This is a genomic window from Streptomyces sp. LUP47B (genome assembly GCF_001746295.1).
Taxonomy (GTDB): domain Bacteria; phylum Actinomycetota; class Actinomycetes; order Streptomycetales; family Streptomycetaceae; genus Streptomyces.
In genome coordinates this window covers 141,810-160,328 of sequence record NZ_MJAH01000001.1, presented here as the reverse complement: position 1 = coordinate 160,328, position 18,519 = coordinate 141,810, and the positions used below count along the sequence as shown (strand labels likewise).

The 18,519-nt window shown below is 69.8% G+C and carries 17 protein-coding genes and 3 pseudogenes; 7 read left to right on the top strand and 13 right to left on the bottom strand.

Annotation, left to right across the window (positions count from 1 at the left end; all coding sequences use genetic code 11):
* Window positions 1-5: 5 nt before the first annotated feature.
* Window positions 6-873, top strand: a pseudogene (locus BFN33_RS00720) (alpha/beta fold hydrolase).
* Window positions 874-978: 105 nt separating this feature from the next.
* Here the strand turns inward: BFN33_RS00720 and BFN33_RS00715 are convergent.
* Window positions 979-2,277, bottom strand: a complete 1,299-nt coding sequence (locus BFN33_RS00715) for a ThuA domain-containing protein (RefSeq protein WP_069757873.1) — start codon at window positions 2,275-2,277, stop codon at window positions 979-981.
* A gap of 216 nt (window positions 2,278-2,493) precedes the next feature.
* Complete coding sequence (locus BFN33_RS00710; protein ID WP_069757872.1) at window positions 2,494-3,867, bottom strand: chitinase; 1,374 nt, start codon at window positions 3,865-3,867, stop codon at window positions 2,494-2,496.
* Window positions 3,868-4,120: 253 nt separating this feature from the next.
* Here BFN33_RS00710 and BFN33_RS55315 point away from each other — a divergent pair.
* Window positions 4,121-4,316, top strand: a pseudogene (locus BFN33_RS55315) (UTRA domain-containing protein); the annotation flags it as partial.
* Between the two features lie 371 nt (window positions 4,317-4,687).
* On the opposite strand, the pseudogene BFN33_RS00700 reads toward BFN33_RS55315, so the two are convergent.
* The 9 genes and pseudogenes from BFN33_RS00700 to BFN33_RS00665 form a co-directional block, all read right to left on the bottom strand.
* Window positions 4,688-4,988, bottom strand: a pseudogene (locus BFN33_RS00700) (transposase); the annotation flags it as partial.
* A gap of 88 nt (window positions 4,989-5,076) precedes the next feature.
* Entirely contained in the window at window positions 5,077-5,631 is a 555-nt protein-coding gene (locus BFN33_RS00695) for a hypothetical protein (RefSeq protein ID WP_069757870.1), read from the bottom strand.
* Between the two features lie 55 nt (window positions 5,632-5,686).
* Entirely contained in the window at window positions 5,687-5,890 is a 204-nt protein-coding gene (locus BFN33_RS53875; RefSeq protein ID WP_256122570.1) for a hypothetical protein, read from the bottom strand.
* A 55-nt stretch (window positions 5,891-5,945) separates the two neighbouring features.
* Window positions 5,946-6,122, bottom strand: a complete 177-nt coding sequence (locus BFN33_RS53870) for a hypothetical protein (protein ID WP_256122569.1) — start codon at window positions 6,120-6,122, stop codon at window positions 5,946-5,948.
* A 136-nt stretch (window positions 6,123-6,258) separates the two neighbouring features.
* Window positions 6,259-7,272 carry a Gfo/Idh/MocA family protein gene (locus BFN33_RS00685; RefSeq protein ID WP_069757869.1) on the bottom strand — a complete coding sequence of 338 codons (1,014 nt, stop codon included), beginning with the start codon at window positions 7,270-7,272 and terminating at the stop codon, window positions 6,259-6,261.
* On the bottom strand, window positions 7,269-8,273 hold the full coding sequence (locus tag BFN33_RS00680; RefSeq protein ID WP_069757868.1) for a Gfo/Idh/MocA family protein: 1,005 nt from the start codon (window positions 8,271-8,273) through the stop codon (window positions 7,269-7,271). Before BFN33_RS00680 ends, BFN33_RS00685 begins: the two co-directional genes overlap by 4 nt.
* Before the next feature lie 14 nt (window positions 8,274-8,287).
* On the bottom strand, window positions 8,288-9,127 hold the full coding sequence (locus BFN33_RS00675; protein ID WP_256122568.1) for a carbohydrate ABC transporter permease: 840 nt from the start codon (window positions 9,125-9,127) through the stop codon (window positions 8,288-8,290).
* On the bottom strand, window positions 9,124-10,074 hold the full coding sequence (locus BFN33_RS00670; RefSeq protein WP_069757867.1) for a carbohydrate ABC transporter permease: 951 nt from the start codon (window positions 10,072-10,074) through the stop codon (window positions 9,124-9,126). The genes BFN33_RS00675 and BFN33_RS00670 overlap by 4 nt, the downstream gene beginning before the upstream one ends.
* Window positions 10,074-11,423, bottom strand: a complete 1,350-nt coding sequence (locus BFN33_RS00665) for an ABC transporter substrate-binding protein (protein WP_079140454.1) — start codon at window positions 11,421-11,423, stop codon at window positions 10,074-10,076. The genes BFN33_RS00670 and BFN33_RS00665 overlap by 1 nt, the downstream gene beginning before the upstream one ends.
* A gap of 183 nt (window positions 11,424-11,606) precedes the next feature.
* On the opposite strand from BFN33_RS00665, the gene BFN33_RS00660 reads away from it, so the two are divergent.
* The gene (locus BFN33_RS00660; RefSeq protein ID WP_069757866.1) at window positions 11,607-13,103 is read left to right on the top strand and encodes an ROK family protein; all 1,497 of its coding nucleotides are present in this window, start codon (window positions 11,607-11,609) and stop codon (window positions 13,101-13,103) included.
* A gap of 716 nt (window positions 13,104-13,819) precedes the next feature.
* Here the strand turns inward: BFN33_RS00660 and BFN33_RS00655 are convergent.
* Window positions 13,820-14,281 (bottom strand): hypothetical protein, encoded by a 462-nt coding sequence (locus tag BFN33_RS00655; RefSeq protein ID WP_141757910.1) that lies wholly within the window; start codon window positions 14,279-14,281, stop codon window positions 13,820-13,822.
* Between the two features lie 91 nt (window positions 14,282-14,372).
* Between BFN33_RS00655 and BFN33_RS00650 the strand changes: the two genes are divergently transcribed.
* The 3 genes from BFN33_RS00650 (at window position 14,373) to BFN33_RS00640 (ending at window position 17,085) form a co-directional block, all read left to right on the top strand.
* Window positions 14,373-15,326 carry a Ppx/GppA phosphatase family protein gene (locus BFN33_RS00650; protein WP_069757864.1) on the top strand — a complete coding sequence of 318 codons (954 nt, stop codon included), beginning with the start codon at window positions 14,373-14,375 and terminating at the stop codon, window positions 15,324-15,326.
* A 314-nt stretch (window positions 15,327-15,640) separates the two neighbouring features.
* Window positions 15,641-16,576: a class I SAM-dependent methyltransferase gene (locus tag BFN33_RS00645; RefSeq protein WP_069757863.1), complete on the top strand. Its 936-nt coding sequence runs from the start codon at window positions 15,641-15,643 to the stop codon at window positions 16,574-16,576.
* Window positions 16,573-17,085 carry a hypothetical protein gene (locus BFN33_RS00640; RefSeq protein WP_069757862.1) on the top strand — a complete coding sequence of 171 codons (513 nt, stop codon included), beginning with the start codon at window positions 16,573-16,575 and terminating at the stop codon, window positions 17,083-17,085. The genes BFN33_RS00645 and BFN33_RS00640 overlap by 4 nt, the downstream gene beginning before the upstream one ends.
* A gap of 156 nt (window positions 17,086-17,241) precedes the next feature.
* Here the strand turns inward: BFN33_RS00640 and BFN33_RS00635 are convergent, their stop codons facing one another.
* Window positions 17,242-17,976 carry a bifunctional 2-polyprenyl-6-hydroxyphenol methylase/3-demethylubiquinol 3-O-methyltransferase UbiG gene (locus tag BFN33_RS00635; RefSeq protein WP_141757908.1) on the bottom strand — a complete coding sequence of 245 codons (735 nt, stop codon included), beginning with the start codon at window positions 17,974-17,976 and terminating at the stop codon, window positions 17,242-17,244.
* 101 nt (window positions 17,977-18,077) lie between these two features.
* Here BFN33_RS00635 and BFN33_RS00630 point away from each other — a divergent pair, with 101 nt between their 5' ends.
* A complete protein-coding gene (locus BFN33_RS00630; protein WP_069757860.1) occupies window positions 18,078-18,368 on the top strand; it encodes a hypothetical protein in 291 nt (96 codons plus the stop codon).
* The last annotated feature ends 151 nt before the right edge of the window (window positions 18,369-18,519 follow it).

The window sequence follows — 18,519 nt, the reverse complement described above, 5'->3', positions numbered from 1 at the left end:
TCGCCGTGAGGGAGATCGAACTGTCCACCGGAACAATCGCCTACGAGGACACCGGCGGCGAGGGCCCTACGGTCGTGCTCCTGCACGGATGGATGATGGACGCCTCGCTGTGGGACGGGCCGATCGCCGACCTGTCCGCCGACCACCGGTGCATCGCACCGACCCTGCCGTTCGGCGCGCACCGTCACTCGATGTCCGCCGACGCCGACCTGTCGCTGCCCGGCATCGCACGGCTGGTCACGGAGTTCCTCGACCGCCTCGATCTCCACGACGTCACCCTCGTCGGCAACGACACCGGCGGAGCACTCGTCCAACTGCTCATGTGTGACGGGGCCGCACGTGTGGGAAGGGCTGTGCTCGTTTCATGCGACGCGTTCGACAACTTCCCGCCGGGCCTGACAGGCAAGACCCTTGCGCTCACCGTCAAGCTCCCGCCCCGCATGTTCGGACTGTTCATGCAGCAGATGAGGCTGCGGCCGCTCCGGCGCCTGCCCTTCGCGTTCGGGTGGCTGACCCTGCGCGGAGACGCCGCCACCGCCCGGTGGAGCGGCCGGTCATGAAGCAGCCCGGGGTTCGCTACGACGCCGTACGAATGCTTCGAGCCGCGCCGGCCGACGCCGAACTCCTGCTCGCCGCAGCCGAACGCCTGCCGAGCTTCGAGCGTCCCGCCCTGGTGGTCTGGGCGAGCGGCGACCGCGTGATGCCCCCCGAGCACGGCCGACGCCTCGCCGAACTGCTCCCTCACGGACGACTGGTCGACATCGCGGACAGCTACACTCTCATCCCTCTGGACCAGCCGACAGAACTCGCACGCACATCCGTGAGTTCACCCACCCCGCAGACGCTCCCCGGGACGCAACCCCAGCGGCGTAACTGGCTCTAACAAAAGTGAGTTCCTGGGAATCGCCGTCTGCCTGATCACCCACCAACACATCCAGAGGCTTTGTCAGGGCCAGTTATGCCCAGCCGTGCGGTGGCTCACGACTGTGCAGTGAGCTGGAAGTCCTGCGTGGCCGATCCGTCGCAGGTCCGCTTGGTGAGCTGGATACTGTTCGTCGGTATTGGGGCGGCCGTCAGACACTTGCCGCTGTGCCGGGCGACGAAGTGATAGCGCCCGCTTGTCTCACGCACCGGCTGCCATTGCTGATTCGTGCCACCGGAGTAGGCCCACAGCTGCAACGGCGCGTTGTCCGCCGTCGAGCGGTCGGTCACGTCGATCACCTGCGCGGGGTTGCCGCGGGCGGTGATCTGCATGTACCCGCTGTCGGTGCTCCGGAATTGGTACTGCTGCGCGGTTGTGCCGTTGCAGGCGTACTGCTGGATTGCCGTCCCGTTTACGGTGGCTGCCGAACGGGCGTCCACGCACGTGCCGTTACCGCCGTTCTGAACGGTGTACCAGGCGGTCTCGGAGATCTGGTCGCCGGTCGGCGGGGTCGTGGTTCCGCCCCCGCCCAGCCACTTGAGCCCGTCAAGCAGGAATCGGTTCTGGGTCGCGCTTGCGAACGTGGAGGAGAGCCGTGTGTTGGTCGTGTATTTCATCGCGTTGTGGCCGAAGTTTGCGTACAGCATCCGGTACTTCGTGTTGGTCCACAGGATCGGGTAATAGCCGCTGTACCAGGATTGGTTGGGGTCGGTGCCGACCGGAAAACTGCTGGGGTCGATCGATGCCAGGATCTTGATGTCCGGGTTCTGCCGCAGGTCCGTGGACCAGCTGTACCACTCGCTGACCGACGAGGTGAAGGTGGCCGGCAGGTTCACGGTGGCCGGGCTCGTGTGGTCCTCGACCTTCAGGGTTACCGCGGTCGGCCCCCAGGTGTTGGACGCGAAGTTGCCTGAACCCAGGAATGTGTTGTGGTACCAGGACCAGCTTGCCGCGTCGGTCGTGAACGCCGAGACGTGGAAGCCCATGAAGCCGCCCCCACCCCTCATGTACGCCTCGAAACCGGAGCGTTGGGCGGATGTCTGCGGCAGATCATCCAGAAATAAGACGACTTGGTAGGCGTTGACCCCGCCGTTGGCGAGCAGGTCCCAGTTGGTACTGGCCGTGTAGGTGAAGCCGTTGGCGGCCGCCTGCTGCGGGAACCATACGTTCGCCTCCTTGTCGAAGTCGATGTGCGCCGCGTCGTAAGTGCCGCTGTACAGGGCGAGGACCCTGAACGGGGTCGCGGCGGTGCTCGCCTGTGCGACGGGCGGTACGGCCGTGAGGCCCAGCAGTGTGGCCAGCAGGAGCAGGACCCGCAGCAGTGCGCGGGTGGAGCCGGATCGGACGGTGCTCATCTTCTGGTCGATCCTTTCCGTGTGGTCTACGGGTAGTTGCTCAGATGGCGATGGCTGCCGTAGTCGGATGGCTCGCGGGTGTCCGGTTGCCCTTCACCTGGTGGCCGGCCGTCGCCATGAGCGCTCTCGTCAGGGGAGGGGGCTGGTCGGTTTCTGCTCGGAGCACGGATACTGCTGTGGTGCGCGGAGTCGGGGTTCGGGTGCGGAGTGCGTGCGTCAGCCGGTGTACCGGGCGAAGATGCTGGTGAACTGCCAGTTGCTCTGGCTCACGCCCGAGCAGGTGTCGTCGTTCGGGTAGGCACCCGCACAGGGGCGGTCACGGTTCGCGGACCAGAACGTCAACCGCGCCAGGTGATGGGCCTGCGCGTAGCCGAGGATGGTCTGGAAGTCGGTGGTGGTGACGGTCTCGTTGTCGTCGGTGATGCCGTTCATCGACGAGATGCCCATGGCGCGGTAGGCCGCGTCGTCGCTGTAGCCGTACGCGTTCTTCAGCGCGGTCTTCAGCCCCTCGGCCGCCCGCTGGGTGAGGGTGCCCATGTTCTGGCCGGCGCCGCCGAAGTCGAACGGCATGATTGTCCAGGCGTCCACGGTCAGCCCGGAGGATGCGGCTCGGTTGATCAGGCTCGTGTCGGGACCGCTCTGCCCGGTGCCGATGGTGACGTACACCTTGATGCCCGGGTTGCTGGCCTTGACGGTCTTGAGCGCGTCCACGGTCCGTTGCTGCACGGTGGGGTTGCTGTACGCGTCGGCCTCCAGGTCGATGTCTATCGCCTTCAGCGAGTAGGTGCTGATGACCTTCTGGTACGCCGCCGCCAGCTCGCCGGCGCTGGAGCAGGAACTCTCCAGCTTGTTGCCGCTGTAGCCGCCGAAGGACGGGACGACATCGCCGCCGTTCGCACGCACTGTGCTGATCGTCTGCTGGTCGACTCCGCCTGTCAGCGCGCGGCCGCCGTCCCACTGCGGGTTGCAGTAGCCGTTGCTCAGGACGAAAGCCAGCGTGAACCACTTCACGCCGGTCGCGTTCATGACAGTCGTAGGGCTGGGCGGATTGCCCCAGCCGTTGTAGAGGTAGGGCGCAACGGCCATCGGTGCGGAGTTTGGGGGAGTCGTGCCGCCGTCGGCGGCGGGCGCGTTCCACTTCTGGTTGGCGGCTCCGGTGCAGGTCCAGATCTGGGTGCGGGTGCCGTTGGCGGAGGAGTTGCCGGTGACGTCCAGGCACTTGTTGGCGGCCGGGTTGACGATGTCGCGGGCGGCGCTGACTGTCCACTTCTGGTTGGCGCCGCCACCGCATGTCCAGAGCTGGAGCTGGGCCCCGTTGGCGGTCGAACTGCCAGTGACGTCAAGGCACTTGCCGAGCGCCCGGATAGTGCCGTCGGAACCGACCGTCCACTGCTGAGCAGTGGTGCCGTTGCAGTCGTAGAGCAGTACGGCTGTGCCGTCGGCCGAACTTGCTCCGGCCACGTCGAGGCACTTGCCGGCCAGGCCGGTGATCGTGCCGGTGGCGGCCGAGGCGGAGGGGGCTGCGAGCGTGCCAACGGCGGTGAGGCCAAGCGAGAGGGCGAGAGCGCAGCGCAGGGCCAGACGTTGCATGGAGAGGGGCCTTTCGTCCTGAGGTGGGGGGTGGACGCCGCCTATGTGGGCGCGATGAGAAGCGAACACGGGTGTTCACGTATGTGTGCAAGGGATGCATGCATGGAAGGTCTGCTGGCTGGTGAACCTAAAGGTCTAAACCAAAGCCGTCAAGAGGTGCGACCAGGGAAGTCCCCCATGGCATCGCTGAGTTGAGAAGTTGTAGGCGAGGCTAGGGAAGTGGGGGAGCCGCCACCCTGGCCACGGAGGAACTGAGGCCGGAGACCTCTACGAGCACCTGCGTCGGCAGCACAGCGTGCACGTCCAGGATGCCGTGCAGGCGATTGAGCCCGTCCGTCGGCATCCGCGCAGAAGCGGAACTGCTCGATGTGCCCGCACTGTCCCTGGCCCTGCTCTTCGAGTGGCTCACCTCCGACACCAGGCGGCAGCCCCTCGAATACGTCCTTTCCAACCAGGGGTACGGCGATGCCGATGACCAGCAGATCCATCGCGCTGACGAGGTCCGGCATCCGGTTGCCGTTGGGCTAACGATCTCGTGCATGGTCAGCGGTGAGACGCCACGCGCTTGACCGTTGATCACGGTCAGGTGGGGGGAAAGCGACTCATGCAGTGATCATCAGCAACCGGCCGATCACGGGCCTGACGGCCGATGTGCTGACTGAACTCGTCGCTGACCGCCCAGGCGTGCGTGGAACTTGGCCGCGGCGCTCCGCACGAGAGGGGATGTGGGGCGCTTCTCGTACGGGGTGTGCGCCGCGGGTCGACGACAGGCGTGGTCACCGGTGGGCGCCGCGGTTCATCTCGACGACGTCCCGGGGTGGGATTGGGAGTCGATCATCGCCCGCGACCAGTCCAGCTGGTCCTTCGGGCGCAGGCTTGTTCAGCAGCAGCGTCTGCCAGACGCCGGCCTCGTTCCAGGCCGCCAGGCGGCGCCAGCAGGTCATCCCTGAGCCGAAGCCCAGCTCCTGGGGCAGTAACTCCCACTGGATGCCGGTGTGCAGCACGAACAGAATGCCGCACAACGCCTGCCGGTCGGGCACTCGCGGCCGTCCCTCCACCAGCTTCGGCGCCTGCTCTGGCAACAACGGCTCGATCAACGACCACGGTTCGTCCGACACCATCCACGGCCGCGACTGACGCTTCCCTATGCCCTCATCAACCAGCAACCAGACCGACAGTCACATGATCAACTCGCTTTGTTAGAGCCAGTCAGCGTGCGCCTGTGAGCCGGGCGCGCGAGGGCTGCTCACTGAGCGCCAGTTGCCTCAGCCGTTCGCCACGCCCGAACAGTCCCGCGAGCTGCTCGAAGGCGGCCACCACGCCCTCGAACCGCTCGCGGGACTGTTCGGGCGTGGCGCCCGACCCGTGCACGACGCCGGAGGTGTCCCGGTAGAACCGGGTCCAGGAGCTGCGCACGGCCTCCACCTCGGCCAGGCCCCTCTCCTGGCGCGTCAGTTCCTGCACCAGGTGCCCGATCTGACGGATGCGCCGCCCGACCGGATTTGCTTCCTCCGCGCGCAGCGCATCGACCGCAGCAGCAAGTTCATCCAGCAGCCCTTGCGGGACGGAGCCGTCGGCACGACAGACTGCGACGGCGGACTTGGCTGCATCCGTGACAGCGTCCCTGGCTGCCTCGATGCCCTCGATGTCCGTCGGCGCCAGGTTGAGGATGCTGTTGATCGCGCCCCGGCAGCAGGACTGGGCGACCTCGTACGGAGCGCTACCGCCGAAGCACCTAAATCTAACGGCGGATCCGACGATCACGGGAGAGACGTCAAGTGACTGACACCGCCGTGGAGTTGGCTCCGAACGTGAACTCCTACGCGACCCAGCAGTAGACGTTCTGGCCCTGGCGTCGGGCTCTGCTGACGAGAGCAGCCAGATCACTCAGGATCACTTCGGCGATCTCCGGGTCGATGACCTCGCCGTCCTCCGCCCGATGAAAGGACCATGCGACAGCGGCATCCTTCAACTCGGACCGCTCGGCCTCGGCGAGCGCTGCGGACAGGCGAGGTGAGATCACGAAGACGACGCACCCGTCATCGCCCTGGCCGGCGACGAGACGAGGCTCGTCAGCTTCAACGAGTTACTCGAAGGTGACGCCGGCAAACAGGCACTCCCCACTCGACCACACCCTCTTCGGGATCAAAGTTGCCGAAGGAGAGCGACTCGAATGCGCGGCGCGGCCCGGTCTGAAGAACCAGAGCCGCTGACGCGTCATCCGGAGCCGCGAAGAACTCGACGATGGTGCTCACCCCGGCATCATGCCGGACCTTCCACGACCATGATCGGCCGGACAGGTCCTCTCGCCTCGGACAGGGCTCGGTGAGCGGGAGTCCAGCCCGGTCCACGCGGCCGCCGAGCGCGGGTCCGGTCGGGTGAGCGCGGGCCTCAGTCCGGCAGTGCCACCGGCTGTCCTGTCCGCAGTGATTCATAGGCCGCCAGCACCACCCGCAGGGACCGCAGTCCCGCCTCCCCGTCCGGGGTGGGCCGGCGGCCGGTGCGGGCCGCATCGAGGAAGGCATCGAGCATCGCCGCGTCGAGGTCGTCGCCGCCGGACTCCCAGCGGGCGCGGGCGGTGGCGGTGTCGAAGCCGCCCAACAGCCGGGGAAAGGCGTCGAGTTCGACGATCGCCCGCTCGCCCACACAGGTCAGCGTCAGGCCGCCCCAGGTGGGGTGGTCCTTGGGGTGGCTCCAGCTGCAGTCGATGGCGGCGACGGTGCCGCCGGGGTAGCGGATGGTGACCAGGCCGGCGGTCTCGACGTCGAGGCCGAGGTCGGTGTCCAGGACGGCGTTGGCCTGGGCGTAGACCTCGGCGGCCTGTTCGCCGTCGAGGAGTACGTCCAGCAGGTCGGCGATGTGCACCGTGTGGTCCATGATCGCGCCGCCGCCGGCGAGTTCGCGGCTGCCGAACCACGGGCTCGAACGTGCCGGATTCGAGCCGTTGTTGGTGCCGTGGACGCTGACCAGGCGGCCGAGGGAGCCGTCGCTGACGGCGTGGTGCAGCGCGGTGAAGGCGGGGCCGAAGCGGACCGGGTAGGCGGTCATCAGGCCGACCCCGGCGCGGGCGCAGGCGTCGATGACGGCGCGGGCGTCGGCCTCGGTGGTGGCCAGCGGCTTCTCGCACAGCACGTGGGCGCCGGCGGCCGCGGCCCGCTCGACGAGTCTGCGGTGGCGGGTGTTCTCGCTGGTGACGATGGCCGCGTCGAGGGGCTGCGCGAAGACCTCGTCCCAGGATTCGGCGTACGGCACTGCGAGCCGCTCGGCCAGGGCCCGGCCGCGGTCGGGGTCGCCGGGCGGGGCGTCGGGGTCGGCGGCGACGAGTTCGACGTCGTCGCGGTCGCGCAGCAGGGTGAGGTAGGTGGCGGCGTGCACGTGGGCGAAGGACAGGACGGCGACTCTCACGCGGGGCTCCCTTCGAGGGCCACGGCCTGCCCGGTGCGGGCGGACGCGACGGCGGCTTCGGCGATGCGGACGGCCGCCACGCCGTCTGTGGCGCTCACCCGGGGCTCGGGGCCGTGCCCGGCGAAGGCGGCGGTGAACTCGGCTATCTGGGTGGTGTACGGGGACTCGCCGAAGTCGCCGGACGGGATTCCCTGCGCTCCGGCGGCGCCGCGGTCGCTGCCGGTGACCCGCAGGCCGGGGGAGTCCAGCGAGTCGTGGCTGAGGGTGCCTCCGGTGCCGGAGACGTGGAAGGTCGTGCGGAAGGGAGTGTTCGGCGGTGCCCACACGCCCACCACTTGCGTGATCACACCGCTCTCGTGGGTGAGTACGGCGGTGCCGCAGGCCACGGCACCGTCCGGGGCGGGAGCGGTGAGGTGGCCGCGCTGGTGGGCGTGGACGCGGATGACCTCGCCGAACAGCCAGCGGGCGATGTCGAAGTCGTGGATCATCTGGTCGACGAGGATCCCCCCGGAGCGCGCCGGGTCGGCGAACCAGGGGCTCCATGTGGGGTAGCGGCCGGTGCGGGTGAACCGGGCCACCGCGACACGGCCCAGCGCCCCGTCGGCGACCAGATCGCGCAGCCGGGCGTAGGCGGGGAAGAAGCGCACCACGTGCCCGGGGTACAGGCGCAGACCAGCGGCCTGGGCGGTGGCGGCGAGCAGCGCGGCGTCGGCGGTGGTGAGCGCCAGGGGCTTCTCGCACAGGACGTGCGCGCCGGCGGCGAGCGCGGCGAGCGCGATTTCGGGGTGGGTGTCGGTGGGGGTGCACACGTCCACCACGGTCGCTCCGGCGATCGCCTCCTTGCGCGTGCCGGCGAGGGTGGCGCCGAACTCACGGGCCAGGGCGGGGGCCCGGTCGTCGGGTGCGTAGATGCGGACATGGGCACGCAGTGCGGTCCAGGCGGGCAGATGGGTACGGGCGATGCCGCCCGCGCCGATCAGCGCCACGTCGAGTTCTGCCATCTGCCGGGGGCCTCCTAGCCCTTGAGCGCGCCGCTGAGCACGCCGTTGATGAAGTGCCGCTGGAAGAACAGGTAGACGGCGAGGACCGGGGCGATGACGATGAGTGTCGCCGCGGCGAGCGAGGGCACGTCGACGCCGTACTGTCCGGTGAAGAAGCCGAGTCCGGCCGGAGCGGTGCGCCTGCTCGGGTCCTGGATGAGGATCAGGGGCAGCAGGAACTGGTTCCAGCTCCACACGAAGTACAGGACGCCGAGCGTGGTGACGGCCGGCCGGGAGCTGGGCATCAGGACCCGCCACAGCGTGGTCCAGGACGAGGCGCCGTCCAGCCGGGCGGCCTCGATGAGGCTGCGCGGCATGGTCGCGAAGTGCGCCCGCATCCAGAACACGCCGAACGGCATGAAGGCGGCGATCTCCGCCAGCGCCAGGCCCGGCACGGTGTTGGTCAGCCCCAGCGCCCGCAGGTCGTAGTAGAGCGGGATGACGGTGACCTCGGTCGGGATCGACAGTCCCAGCAGCAGGTATGTGTACAGCTTTCCGCCGCCGGGGACGTCCATGGTGGCCAGCGCGTACCCGGCGAGGGTGGCGCACAGGACCGCGGCCGGGACGACCGCGAGGGCGATGACCGCGCTGGAGCGCAGCAGCGGCCCGAACCCGGCCCGTGACCAGGCGTGCGCGAAGTTCTCCAGATGGATGCCGTGCCGGGGCAGGGCCAGCCCGGTCAGGGGTGTCCCGGCGGGCTGTACCGAGGCCAGCAGGAGGGACAGGAACGGGACGAGGACGGCGGCGCAGAACACGGCGAGCACGACGGGCGCGGCCAGGCCCCGTACGGTGCGGACGGGTGCGGGGGTCGTCACGGGGCCTCCCGGGCAAGGCGGTTGATGACCAGCACGGCGATGGAGATGACCGCCGTCAGGACCACCGCGAGCGCGCTGGCCAGCCCCACCTGGCCGCCGCCGAAGGCGAGACGGTAGATGAGGATGCCGGGCACCACGGTGCTGTTGCCCGGCCCGCCGCCGGTGGTGATGTAGATCAGGTCGAAGCTGGACAGTGCCGCGATCACGGTGATGGACAGGGCGACGGCGATCTCGGGGCGCAGCAGCGGCACGGTGATGGAGCAGAACTCCCGTACCGGGCCTGCGCCGTCCATCCGCGCGGCCTCGTAAATCTCCTGGTCGATGCGTTGTGTGCCGGACAGGAACAGCACCATGCACAGCCCGGCCACCACCCAGGTGCCGATCAGTCCCACGGCGGGCAGCGACCAGGTGAAGCTGCCCAGCCACGAGTCGGCGAAGCGGCCGAGGCCGACCGCACGGAGCAGCTGGTTGAGGGTGCCGTCCTCGGCGTACACCCAGCGCCAGATGATGGCGACCGCGACCAGCGGGACGACCTGCGGCAGGAACAGCAGCGTGCGGACGGCGGCGGTGCCGCGGCGGCCGGAGCGGCGGGCGGCGATGGCCGCCGAGACCAGGCCGATGAAGATGGGCAGCACGGAGAAGAACAGGACGAGGGCGCCCGCGTGCCAGGCCGCCGCGCGCAGTTGCGGATCGCTGAAGACCTTGCGGTAGTTGGCGAACCCGGTGAAGGACGGCAGGGTCACACCGTCCCAGTCGAACAGGGACAGGTAGGCGGTGTGCAGGGCGGGCAGCACGGCGAACAGCGTGTACGGCAGCAGGGCCGGCAGCACGTACAGCAGGGCCGTCGCGCGGCGGCGCCTGCGCCGGCGGGCCCCGGTCTGGCGCCCGGCCCGGGTGCGGGCGGGGCCGGGCGGCACGGGCGGGGGACGGTGGGTGGTGAGGGCCATCAGGCGTGGTACTGGTCGAAGTTGGACTGCAGGTTGGCCAGGAACTTCTCGACGCCGACCTTGCCGCCGGCCAGGAGTTGCAGCTGGGTGGTGAGCGTGTCCGGCATGGTGGGGGTGGAGGCGTTCTGGATGAACGGTTCCAGGCCGGAGTCCTTGGCGATCGCCTGCCAGCCGCTGCCGACGTCGCCGAGCAGCCCGCTCTGCTGTGGCATGGAGGTGGCGTCGGGGGCCATGAAGCCGGACTTGGCGATGATGGGCGCGGCCTCGGCGCTTGCGCAGAACTCGAGGAAGGCGGCGGCCGCGGCGGCGTTCTTCGTGTTGCCGGACACGCAGTAGTACACGCCGGCGCCGGTGGTGTGCAGGGCGGCGCCCTTGTCGGCGGGCGGCGCGTTGAACAGACCCGCGTTGTCGCCGAGGCCCTTGGCGACCGCGGCCGCCGCCCAGTTGCCGCTGATGCGGAAGACGCCGGTGCCCTTGGCGAAGGCGGCGGTGGCGTCGTTGTCGCTGACGCCGTTGACCTTCGGCGTCATGTAGCCCTTGTCCATCCAGCGTTTGAGGGTGTCGGCCGCGGCGACGGCCTCCGCGCCGGTGATCTTGGCGCCCTTGTGGCCGAACGCCCAGGCCTGCCGGTCGGCCGGCTTCATGTAGACGGACAGCAGCACGTTGAAGGGGTGGTTGAGGCCGCCGTCGAGGTTGCCCGCGACGAGCGCGGTCTCACCGGCCGCCTTGGCCTTGGCGAACATCGCCTCCAACTCGGCGATGGAAGCAGGGGGAACGGTGATGCCGAGCTTGTTCACCTTGGCCTTGTTGTAGTAGACGCCCTCGAAGGACAGCCCGCCGGGCACGCCGTACAGGGCGCCGGTGCCGGTGGTGCGGCCATCGGCGGTGAAGGTGATCTGGTCGAGGCCGGGAAACCTGTCCGGCCAGCCGTACGCCGTGCTGTACGCGCCGACGTCGAGCAGGAGCCGGCCCTTGACCAGGTTGTTCATGCCGGACACGAACTGGGCGATGTCGGGGGCGGTGTCCGCCGACATCGTCGTGTTCATGCTCTTGAGGTAGTCGTCCCAGCCGGTGTACTGGCGCTTGAAGGTGATGTTGGGGTGCTTGGCGTGAAAGGCTGCCAGCAGGGCGGGCGTCATGGTGGTGTCGTCCGCGTCGGCGACCACCAGGGTGATCTTCTTGTCGGTCGGGATGGCGGTCGCCGCGGGGCCGGAAGTGCTGGTGCTCGCGGCCGACTTGGCCCCTGGGGTGAGGGAACTGCCGCATGCGGCGAGCAGAGTTGTTCCGGCGGCGGCGAGGAAGAGGCGTCTGGGCAGGTGTGCCGGAGGACGGGGGCGGCTGTGGCTCATGGCGGTGTCTCCTGGAACGGCGGAGAGGGATACAGGGCGCCGGGTGGGGCCGGTCCGGGGCTTGGGCCGTGGGAAGGCGGGCGCTGCGCAGAATCCAGCGCCGCACAGGGCTTTTAATAAAGCAGCTGCGTTTTATAATCAGCATGACGCCGGTCGGCGTCAAGACTTCACGAGGAGGTGGCAGTGGCGTTCCCGGATACGGAGGCCCTCTGGCCGCTGAGCGGAGCCGCGCAGCCGACGGCACCGAGCACACCGGCGGTGGTCGCCGTGGCGGACCTGCGTGCGACGAACGCGGCGGCCGTGCTCGCCGTCGTACGCTCGGCCGACCCGCACCCGCGACTGTCCGAACTCGCCCAGGCCACCAGCCTGTCGCGCCCCACGGTGGAGGCCATCGTCGAGGAACTGGCCGACTGCGAGTTGATCGAGGCCGCGCCCGCGTTGTCCGCGCGCGGCCAGCGCTCGCCGGGCCGCCCGGCCCGCCGTTTCCGCTTCCGCGCGCACGCCGGCTTCGTCGTCGGCGTCGACGTCCGTCCCCGCTCGGTCACCGCCTGCCTCGCCGACCTCGACGGCGAACCGGTCGTCGTGCGGCGCCGGACGGTGCGCGCCGATCTCGCGGGTGCGGCCCGCGCCCGCACCGTCACCTCGCTGATCCAGCAAGCCATGGCCGAGGCCGCAATCGACCCCGCCCGGGTCTGGGCGGCCACCGTCGGCACCCCCGGCCTCGTCGACCGGGCCAACGCCCGCGTACGCAAGGCCGACAACCTGCGTACCTGGGCCGACACCGACATCGCCGCCATCCTGCGCGACCTTCTGCACTGCCCGGTGGCCGTGGAGAACGACGCCAACCTCGCCGCACTCGGCGAGCAGTGGCGGGGGGTCGGTCGGGCCCGGGTCGCGCCGCGAGGCGGTTTCGAACGCGAACGGACGGCCGACGGCCGACGGACCCGCGAGTGGTCGCCCGAGCCCCCTCCGGGTGGGGGGCGATCTGAACGGCCCGCGCAACCGTCCGGTGAGCGCCCCGCAGCACCGGCCGGTCTACGCGCGACGGCATCGGTCGGTGAGCGGTCGCAGGACCGGCCTTCCGAACCGTCCGGTCAGGGAAGCGGCGCAGCGGGCGGCAGGATGGTCGACGAGATGGTGTTCGTGCTGCTCGGCGAGCGCCTCGGCGCCGGCGTCATCACCGGCGGCCGTTTGCTGCGGGGGCATCACGGGGCGGCCGGGGAGATCGGATTCATCCGCTTTCCGGGTCCGTCCGGTACCCGCGGCTCCTCTGCCCCGCTCGGCTTCGCTGGTTCACCGGATGACCCCGGACTGGAACCCCTGCCCGCGGCCGTCGTCGCGGCTGCCGCGGCCGGTGAGGCGGACGCGGTCGCCGCCGTCGAGTCGTACGGCCGACGGCTCGCCGAAGGCATCGCTCCCGTACTGCTCGCCCTCGATCCGGCCTTGGTCGTCATCGGCACCGGCCAGTTCCCGAACCCCGAGACCGCCCCGGCCGCCGACCTCCTGCTCGCCGCCGCCCGTCGGCACGCGCGGACACTGCTGGTCGACCCGCCGCACTGGCGGCTGTCCGCCCTCGGCGACGACGGCGTGCTGACCGGCGCGGTCCGCTTCGCCCTGTCGTCCGTCGAGGTCGTCCTGCGCACCCGTCCGACGAGCCTCGCCGCCCGGGCGCGGGAGTGATCTCCAGACAGCGCACTGCCGGGAGCGTGAGCGTCCCGGGCATCCCCGGTGGGTGGTATCCGTGTGTGCGTGGCAGTCCTCGGTCCGCCGCCCGAGGGCAACCCCGACGGCGACGTCCTCTTCCGCGACCAGGAGGCCGGCCCCGCCAGCTCAAGCGCTAACCCGCCAACCGAAGTGCAGGCTGAGTGCCGTCGCGCCGCACCGCCTTGCCGTGTGCCGGGCAGCCGCTCACGCAGCCACCCTCCCCCTCCAACTCGCCCTCGCCGCGGACCAAGGCCGACTACGACCGGGCACACCGGTCGTCCTGTTCGGCATGGCCAGCGGCGCCAGCGGCAGCGTGATGCTGATCAGCTGGTAGGCGTCCTGGCGCACGTGTTCGATGGTTCCCCGCCGGCTCACGCGCCGCCCGCCGTAGCACCGTCTGCAGCGGGTATGAACGAGGTGCGACGGGTGGGCTACCGGTGCCAGGACGGGTACCAGCTCACTCTGCTGTCGAAGGTTCTGAACGGGGTGCCCTACCGGTTCGGCTGGGCCGTGCTGGAACAGGACGGTCAGCGGGGCCGCGAGGACGGGGACCTGGTGCAGGAAGGGCACCAAGTCCCGGGCGGCCGCGTAAGAGCGGGTAGCGCCGCCGCAATTCCTCCAGCCACTGCTGCTGGAAGTTCGCCCGGGCCCCCGGGACCGGGGCACGCAGAAGTGGAGGCGAGCGTAGGCGGTCAGCTTGGCGGCGAGACGTTCCGGGGCCATGGGGCGCGGTCGACTTCCACGAACGCCCGCAGCATCGGGCCGCCGTCACTGCTGACTGGGCCGCGCTGGGAGTACAGGAGGGCGTCGGGGATGACGGCCTCGCCGTTGCCGATCGGGTGGTGGACCTCGGCCATCCAGTCCAGTGGCCGGCACACGCCGCCGTGGCTCCGCGCGTCCTGGAGGAAGGCAAGCGGAGGCTCGGCAACTGTCAAGGCGCGGCCCACCGTCAACCGCACGGCGGTCGGATCGGACACCGCCCGCGAGGGCCGGCGCACGCGCAGCTCGGGCCACTTGCAGGCGAGCCGCGCACGGTAGGGGGTGGGGAACCACGCCTCCTTCCTGCCTGCGGCAGGGAAACCGGTCGACCAGTCCTCCATCCTCACCGTGGGCCAGGCGCGGAGGGTGCACGCGTGGTGACGATATGCTTGCACGCTGGCCCGGATCCAGGCTTGCTGTCGTCGAGGGGCGCCGGAAGTTGGGGAGGCCGGCTGGGCCGGTTGCGGGACCAGGGGAGGCGATGGGATGCGGCAGGCAGGGGTGCTCGATGTCGGGTGCCACAGTGCTCTGCTGACAGTGGTGCAGCGGCGTCCGGGTGCGGTGCTGGAGCCGGTGTTTTCCCGCAAGGTGCGGCTGAGCCTGCACGAGACCCTCGACCGCAAGGGCCGTCTGGACAATGACGGCATGAAGAGTGTCGAGCGGGCGGTTGCCGAGGCCGTCGCCGCCGACCCGCGTCCGCGCGGACTGGAGGTGTTCGCGTTCGCGACCTCCGTCATCCGGGACGCGCCCAACTGCGACGAGGTCATCGCGCGAGTGGCCCGCGCCACCGGCACACGCCTGCGCGTGCTGCCCGGCGAAGAGGAGGCGCGGCTGGCCTATGTGGCCGCCCGCCAATGGGCAGGCCCGACGGCCGGGCAGTTGTTGGTCCTGGACATCGGCGGCGGCACCGTGGAGATCGCCGCCGGCACCAAGGACCAGCCCCGCGTCGTCCACTCGCTGCCGCTGGGCGCCCGCAGGATCACCCGGGACTGGCTTCCCGGCGGCACAGTGCCGTCCCGACAATCCCTGGCCAGGATCCTTCAGCACCTCCGCCGGTCCCTGGAAGCCGTCCCCGGCCTGCCGCAAGCGGAGCCGGGAGTGCGGGTGCTGGCCTGCTCCAAGACCTTCGAGCAGCTTGCCCGGCTCGCCGCCGCCCAGAGCGGGACACCCCGCACGCGACGGCGGCTGACCCTGCCCCGACTGCACACGGCAGTCTCCTTGCTGGCCGACGCGGCACCGTCCCGCCGGGCCAAGCTGCCGGGCATTTCCCGGCACCGTGCCGAGCAGTCCCTGGCCGGAGCCCTGATCGCCCAGGCGCTCATGGAAGCTTGCGGAGCCACGAGCGTCGAGATCTGCCCCTGGTCCACCAGGGAAGGGCTTCTGCTCGAACACCTCGGCGTGGCATCCACCCCGGTCGGCCGCCCCCGCCGCGTCGGCTGAGCCCGCCGGACTTCACCAACCCGGGCCCATACACCCACGTTAGTCAGCAGCCCTGGATGATCAGTGGGCGGGTTCGCGAGGTGCGGGCGAGCTCAGGCGGTAGGGGAGGCGCGCTATGTCCACGAGAACGGACGGGTCTCGACAGCATCGGTGCCGAGGGAATGCGAGAGGTTGTGGACACGCCCTTCAGCTTTGCTTCGGTCAGCCAGGTGACGCGAGCAATCGTGTACATCCGTGCACACGTCGTCCCCCTCCCCACAGGCGGGGGCAGCTGGCCCGCTGCGCTGGGCAGGGGAGAACGTAGGGTCTGCCTCGTGCACCAGCTTGAGATTTCCGACCTGATCACGGCGGTGGATCCCCACAGCGGCCACCGGCTCCCGGTCCGGCGCGCCAAGGTGATCAAGCAGCTCCGCGCGAGCGGTGACGAGCGCGCGGCCGGGATCGTCGCCGGGTTGCCCGCTGACCAAGACGGCGTACTCGACCCACACGCCGTGGACCGCCTGCTCATCAGCGTGCACACCGAACTCCAGCGCCTGAGCGAGGAACTCCGGATCGGCGAACGCCTGATCCATGTGCTCGGCCCGCTCTTCACCGCCATCCGCGCAACTACCCGGCAGTCTGGGCCGTACTGCCTGGTCGACGTCGGTTGCGGCCTGGGCTACCTGGTCCGCTGGCTGGCGGCTACCAACGCCCTCGGCGCGGACGTGGAGCTGATCGGGGTCGACCTCGACGCCACGCTGGTCGGCGAAGCGGAACGCCTTGCCCACGCAGAGGGGCTCAACTGCCACTTCATCCACGGCAATGCCTTCGACCTGCCGAAGGCGGCGACCGTCTACGTCTCCACCGGTGTGCTGCACCATTTCCGTGGTCCCGCCCTGGCCAAGTTCTTTCATGCCCAGGCCACCTCACCGGCGCAGGCCTTCTGCCACTTCGACATCGCCGCAACCCGCCTCGCACCCATCGGTGCATGGATCTTCCACCGTGCCCGGATGCGCCACCCGCTCGGCCGTCACGACGGCGTCGCCTCCGCGCGGCGCGCGCACAGCGACGAGACACTGTTGCGCGCCGCCGACCTACCCGGCATCCGGCCGCTGCTGTACGAGCCGCGCGGCGCGGTGAACCCGTTCTGCACCACATTGCGCCCGGTCATCGGAGTGCGCCCGCAGTTGGAGGAGCCGCTTCGCCGGGCCCTCGGGCGGGCAGCACGCCGACTGGTCGGTCCGGAGCATCTCGCCGAGGCCGCCCGATGACCCCCGCCGTACCACTCGCGCTGCTTGGTCTGGTCGACGCGGCATTCAGCGGCTTCCGCGCTTATGCCGGCCGCGACGCCCGCATTGGTAAACACCGGGCCATCACCCGGGCCGCCCTGCGTGGACTGACAGTCGGGGCCGTCCTGCTGCTCGCGCCCGCGCTGACCGCAGCCCTCCTGCTGCTCACCGCACCAGCCCAGGCCCGGACATACAACACCCTGACTGCCGGCGGCCTCGGATACCTGCTCCCTCTCACCGTCTACGCCACCGCCGTACTGCTCTCGCTCGCCGCCTACTTCGTCCTGCCATTTCGTGCCAGCACCCTCGCGATGGTCATCGGCCTCGGCCCGCTGACCCTGATGCGTCCGCTCGCCGTTGCCGCCGCGTGCCTCGGCGCGGTCATCAACGGCGGCGGTGGTTCCGCCCTGCTGGTCGGCGCGATCGCAGGCGCCGCTGTGCTGTGCGTCGAACCTGTGGTGCACCGGCGCTGGTACCACCACCCGCTTTAGAAGCTGGCTGACGTCATTGCGGTTGCTGCCGAACGCCACGGCAATGGCTGGCGGTGCTGTCCCTTCTCGGGCTCTGGTCCACATGGTGTGGTGCAATCACTCGCAGTGTCGGCACTGTCCCGGCAGCGCCTCAGCGCGGTGACTTTGTCCGGGCAGTCATGCGGGAGCTGACACGCGAGCCTGTTCGTAGGCGAAGTCGACCGTTTCGGTGAGGCGGTCGTTGGCCGTATGGCGGCCGAGTTTGGCAAGGAGGTCGGCGTCGAACTCGGAGGCATGATCGGCGAGCACTGAGGACGGTAGGAACGAGGTAGACCGGATATGGCCGGCGAGTTCGGGAATCGTCCAGTGGTACTCGACCGAGAACTCGTGGCGTCCGGCGACGTCGAACCCGGCACGGGCCAGTACTTCGTGGTCGGGGTCCTGCTGTCGTGCTCGGTCCCAACCGGGCGGGACGCGACCGGACGCGCCGAGGGTGTTTTGCCACGAGCGCAGCAGCTTGTCGAGCGCCTGCTGCCAGTCCCGGGGCCCGGCCCATGGCGAGGTTGACCAGCACAACGCGAGGCAGCCGCCGGGTTTGAGCCAGGTGTAGGCGCGCTGGGCCACCAGGGAGCGGTTCAGCCGGTGAAACGCATTGCCGATGACGATCAGCTCGAAGCCGCCCGGCTCGGCATCCAGGTCTTCTGCACGGGCGGTGACCGCGCGGACGTGGGTTGCGCCGACGGCGTCTGCCTTGGCGCGGACCACCTCGGTCATGCCCGGTTCGGCGTCCACGGCCCATACGTCTGTGAACCGGTCGCGCAGTGGGAAGGTGAGTTGGCCGGTGCCGCATGCCAGATCCAGCAGGCGTCCGCGCCCTGAGGGGGCGGCTCGGCGTGCGAGGTCGGCGATCATCGCGTCGGGGTAGGGGAGCCGAAACTGCTCGTAGTATCCGGCCGTCCCCTGGTAGAGGTCGGGGTCGAATCTCACCTGGCTGTCCACGCGACAACCATGACATGGGGCGGCCCGGCCCAGGAACGTGGCTGCACCGCCAGCTCGGCTCCGCCCTGCCCCATCACCTTCACCCCGACGACCAGGTCGCCGTTCTCGCCCAGGTCGACGTCCACACGTCGGCCGACGAACCCCTCCTCACGGCGCTTGTAGCGGCCACCGACACCACCTCGACGTCGGTGTTCCAGCAGGCGGCTCGTCGGCTTGGCAGGGCGGTGCCCGATGACACTCAGGCGGCCCGCTCACAGTGGCAGACCGACGCCCTGCAGCTCCGACAGCTCTATCGGTATAAGTGAGTTGAAGCCGGTACCGAACCCCCTAACCCTCTTCGAGCAGCAAGTGTCGGCCGGACCTCCGTGTGTCTCCCATGGGAAGGCTCTCAAGTCCGGCTCGATTGTGCAGAGTTGGTCACTACCTCCTACCGTGTTTCCGGCAGCTCACGGACTG

Coding starts and splice junctions, on each gene's coding strand:
- BFN33_RS00715 (WP_069757873.1), bottom strand. CDS start 2,277: ATGAGCACCGTCCGATCCGGCTCCACCCGCGCACTGCTGCGGGTCCTG.
- BFN33_RS00710 (WP_069757872.1), bottom strand. CDS start 3,867: ATGCAACGTCTGGCCCTGCGCTGCGCTCTCGCCCTCTCGCTTGGCCTC.
- BFN33_RS00680 (WP_069757868.1), bottom strand. CDS start 8,273: ATGGCAGAACTCGACGTGGCGCTGATCGGCGCGGGCGGCATCGCCCGT.
- BFN33_RS00670 (WP_069757867.1), bottom strand. CDS start 10,074: ATGGCCCTCACCACCCACCGTCCCCCGCCCGTGCCGCCCGGCCCCGCC.
- BFN33_RS00665 (WP_079140454.1), bottom strand. CDS start 11,423: ATGAGCCACAGCCGCCCCCGTCCTCCGGCACACCTGCCCAGACGCCTC.
- BFN33_RS00650 (WP_069757864.1), top strand. CDS start 14,373: ATGCGGCAGGCAGGGGTGCTCGATGTCGGGTGCCACAGTGCTCTGCTG.
- BFN33_RS00640 (WP_069757862.1), top strand. CDS start 16,573: ATGACCCCCGCCGTACCACTCGCGCTGCTTGGTCTGGTCGACGCGGCA.
- BFN33_RS00635 (WP_141757908.1), bottom strand. CDS start 17,976: ATGATCGCCGACCTCGCACGCCGAGCCGCCCCCTCAGGGCGCGGACGC.
- BFN33_RS00630 (WP_069757860.1), top strand. CDS start 18,078: ATGGGGCGGCCCGGCCCAGGAACGTGGCTGCACCGCCAGCTCGGCTCC.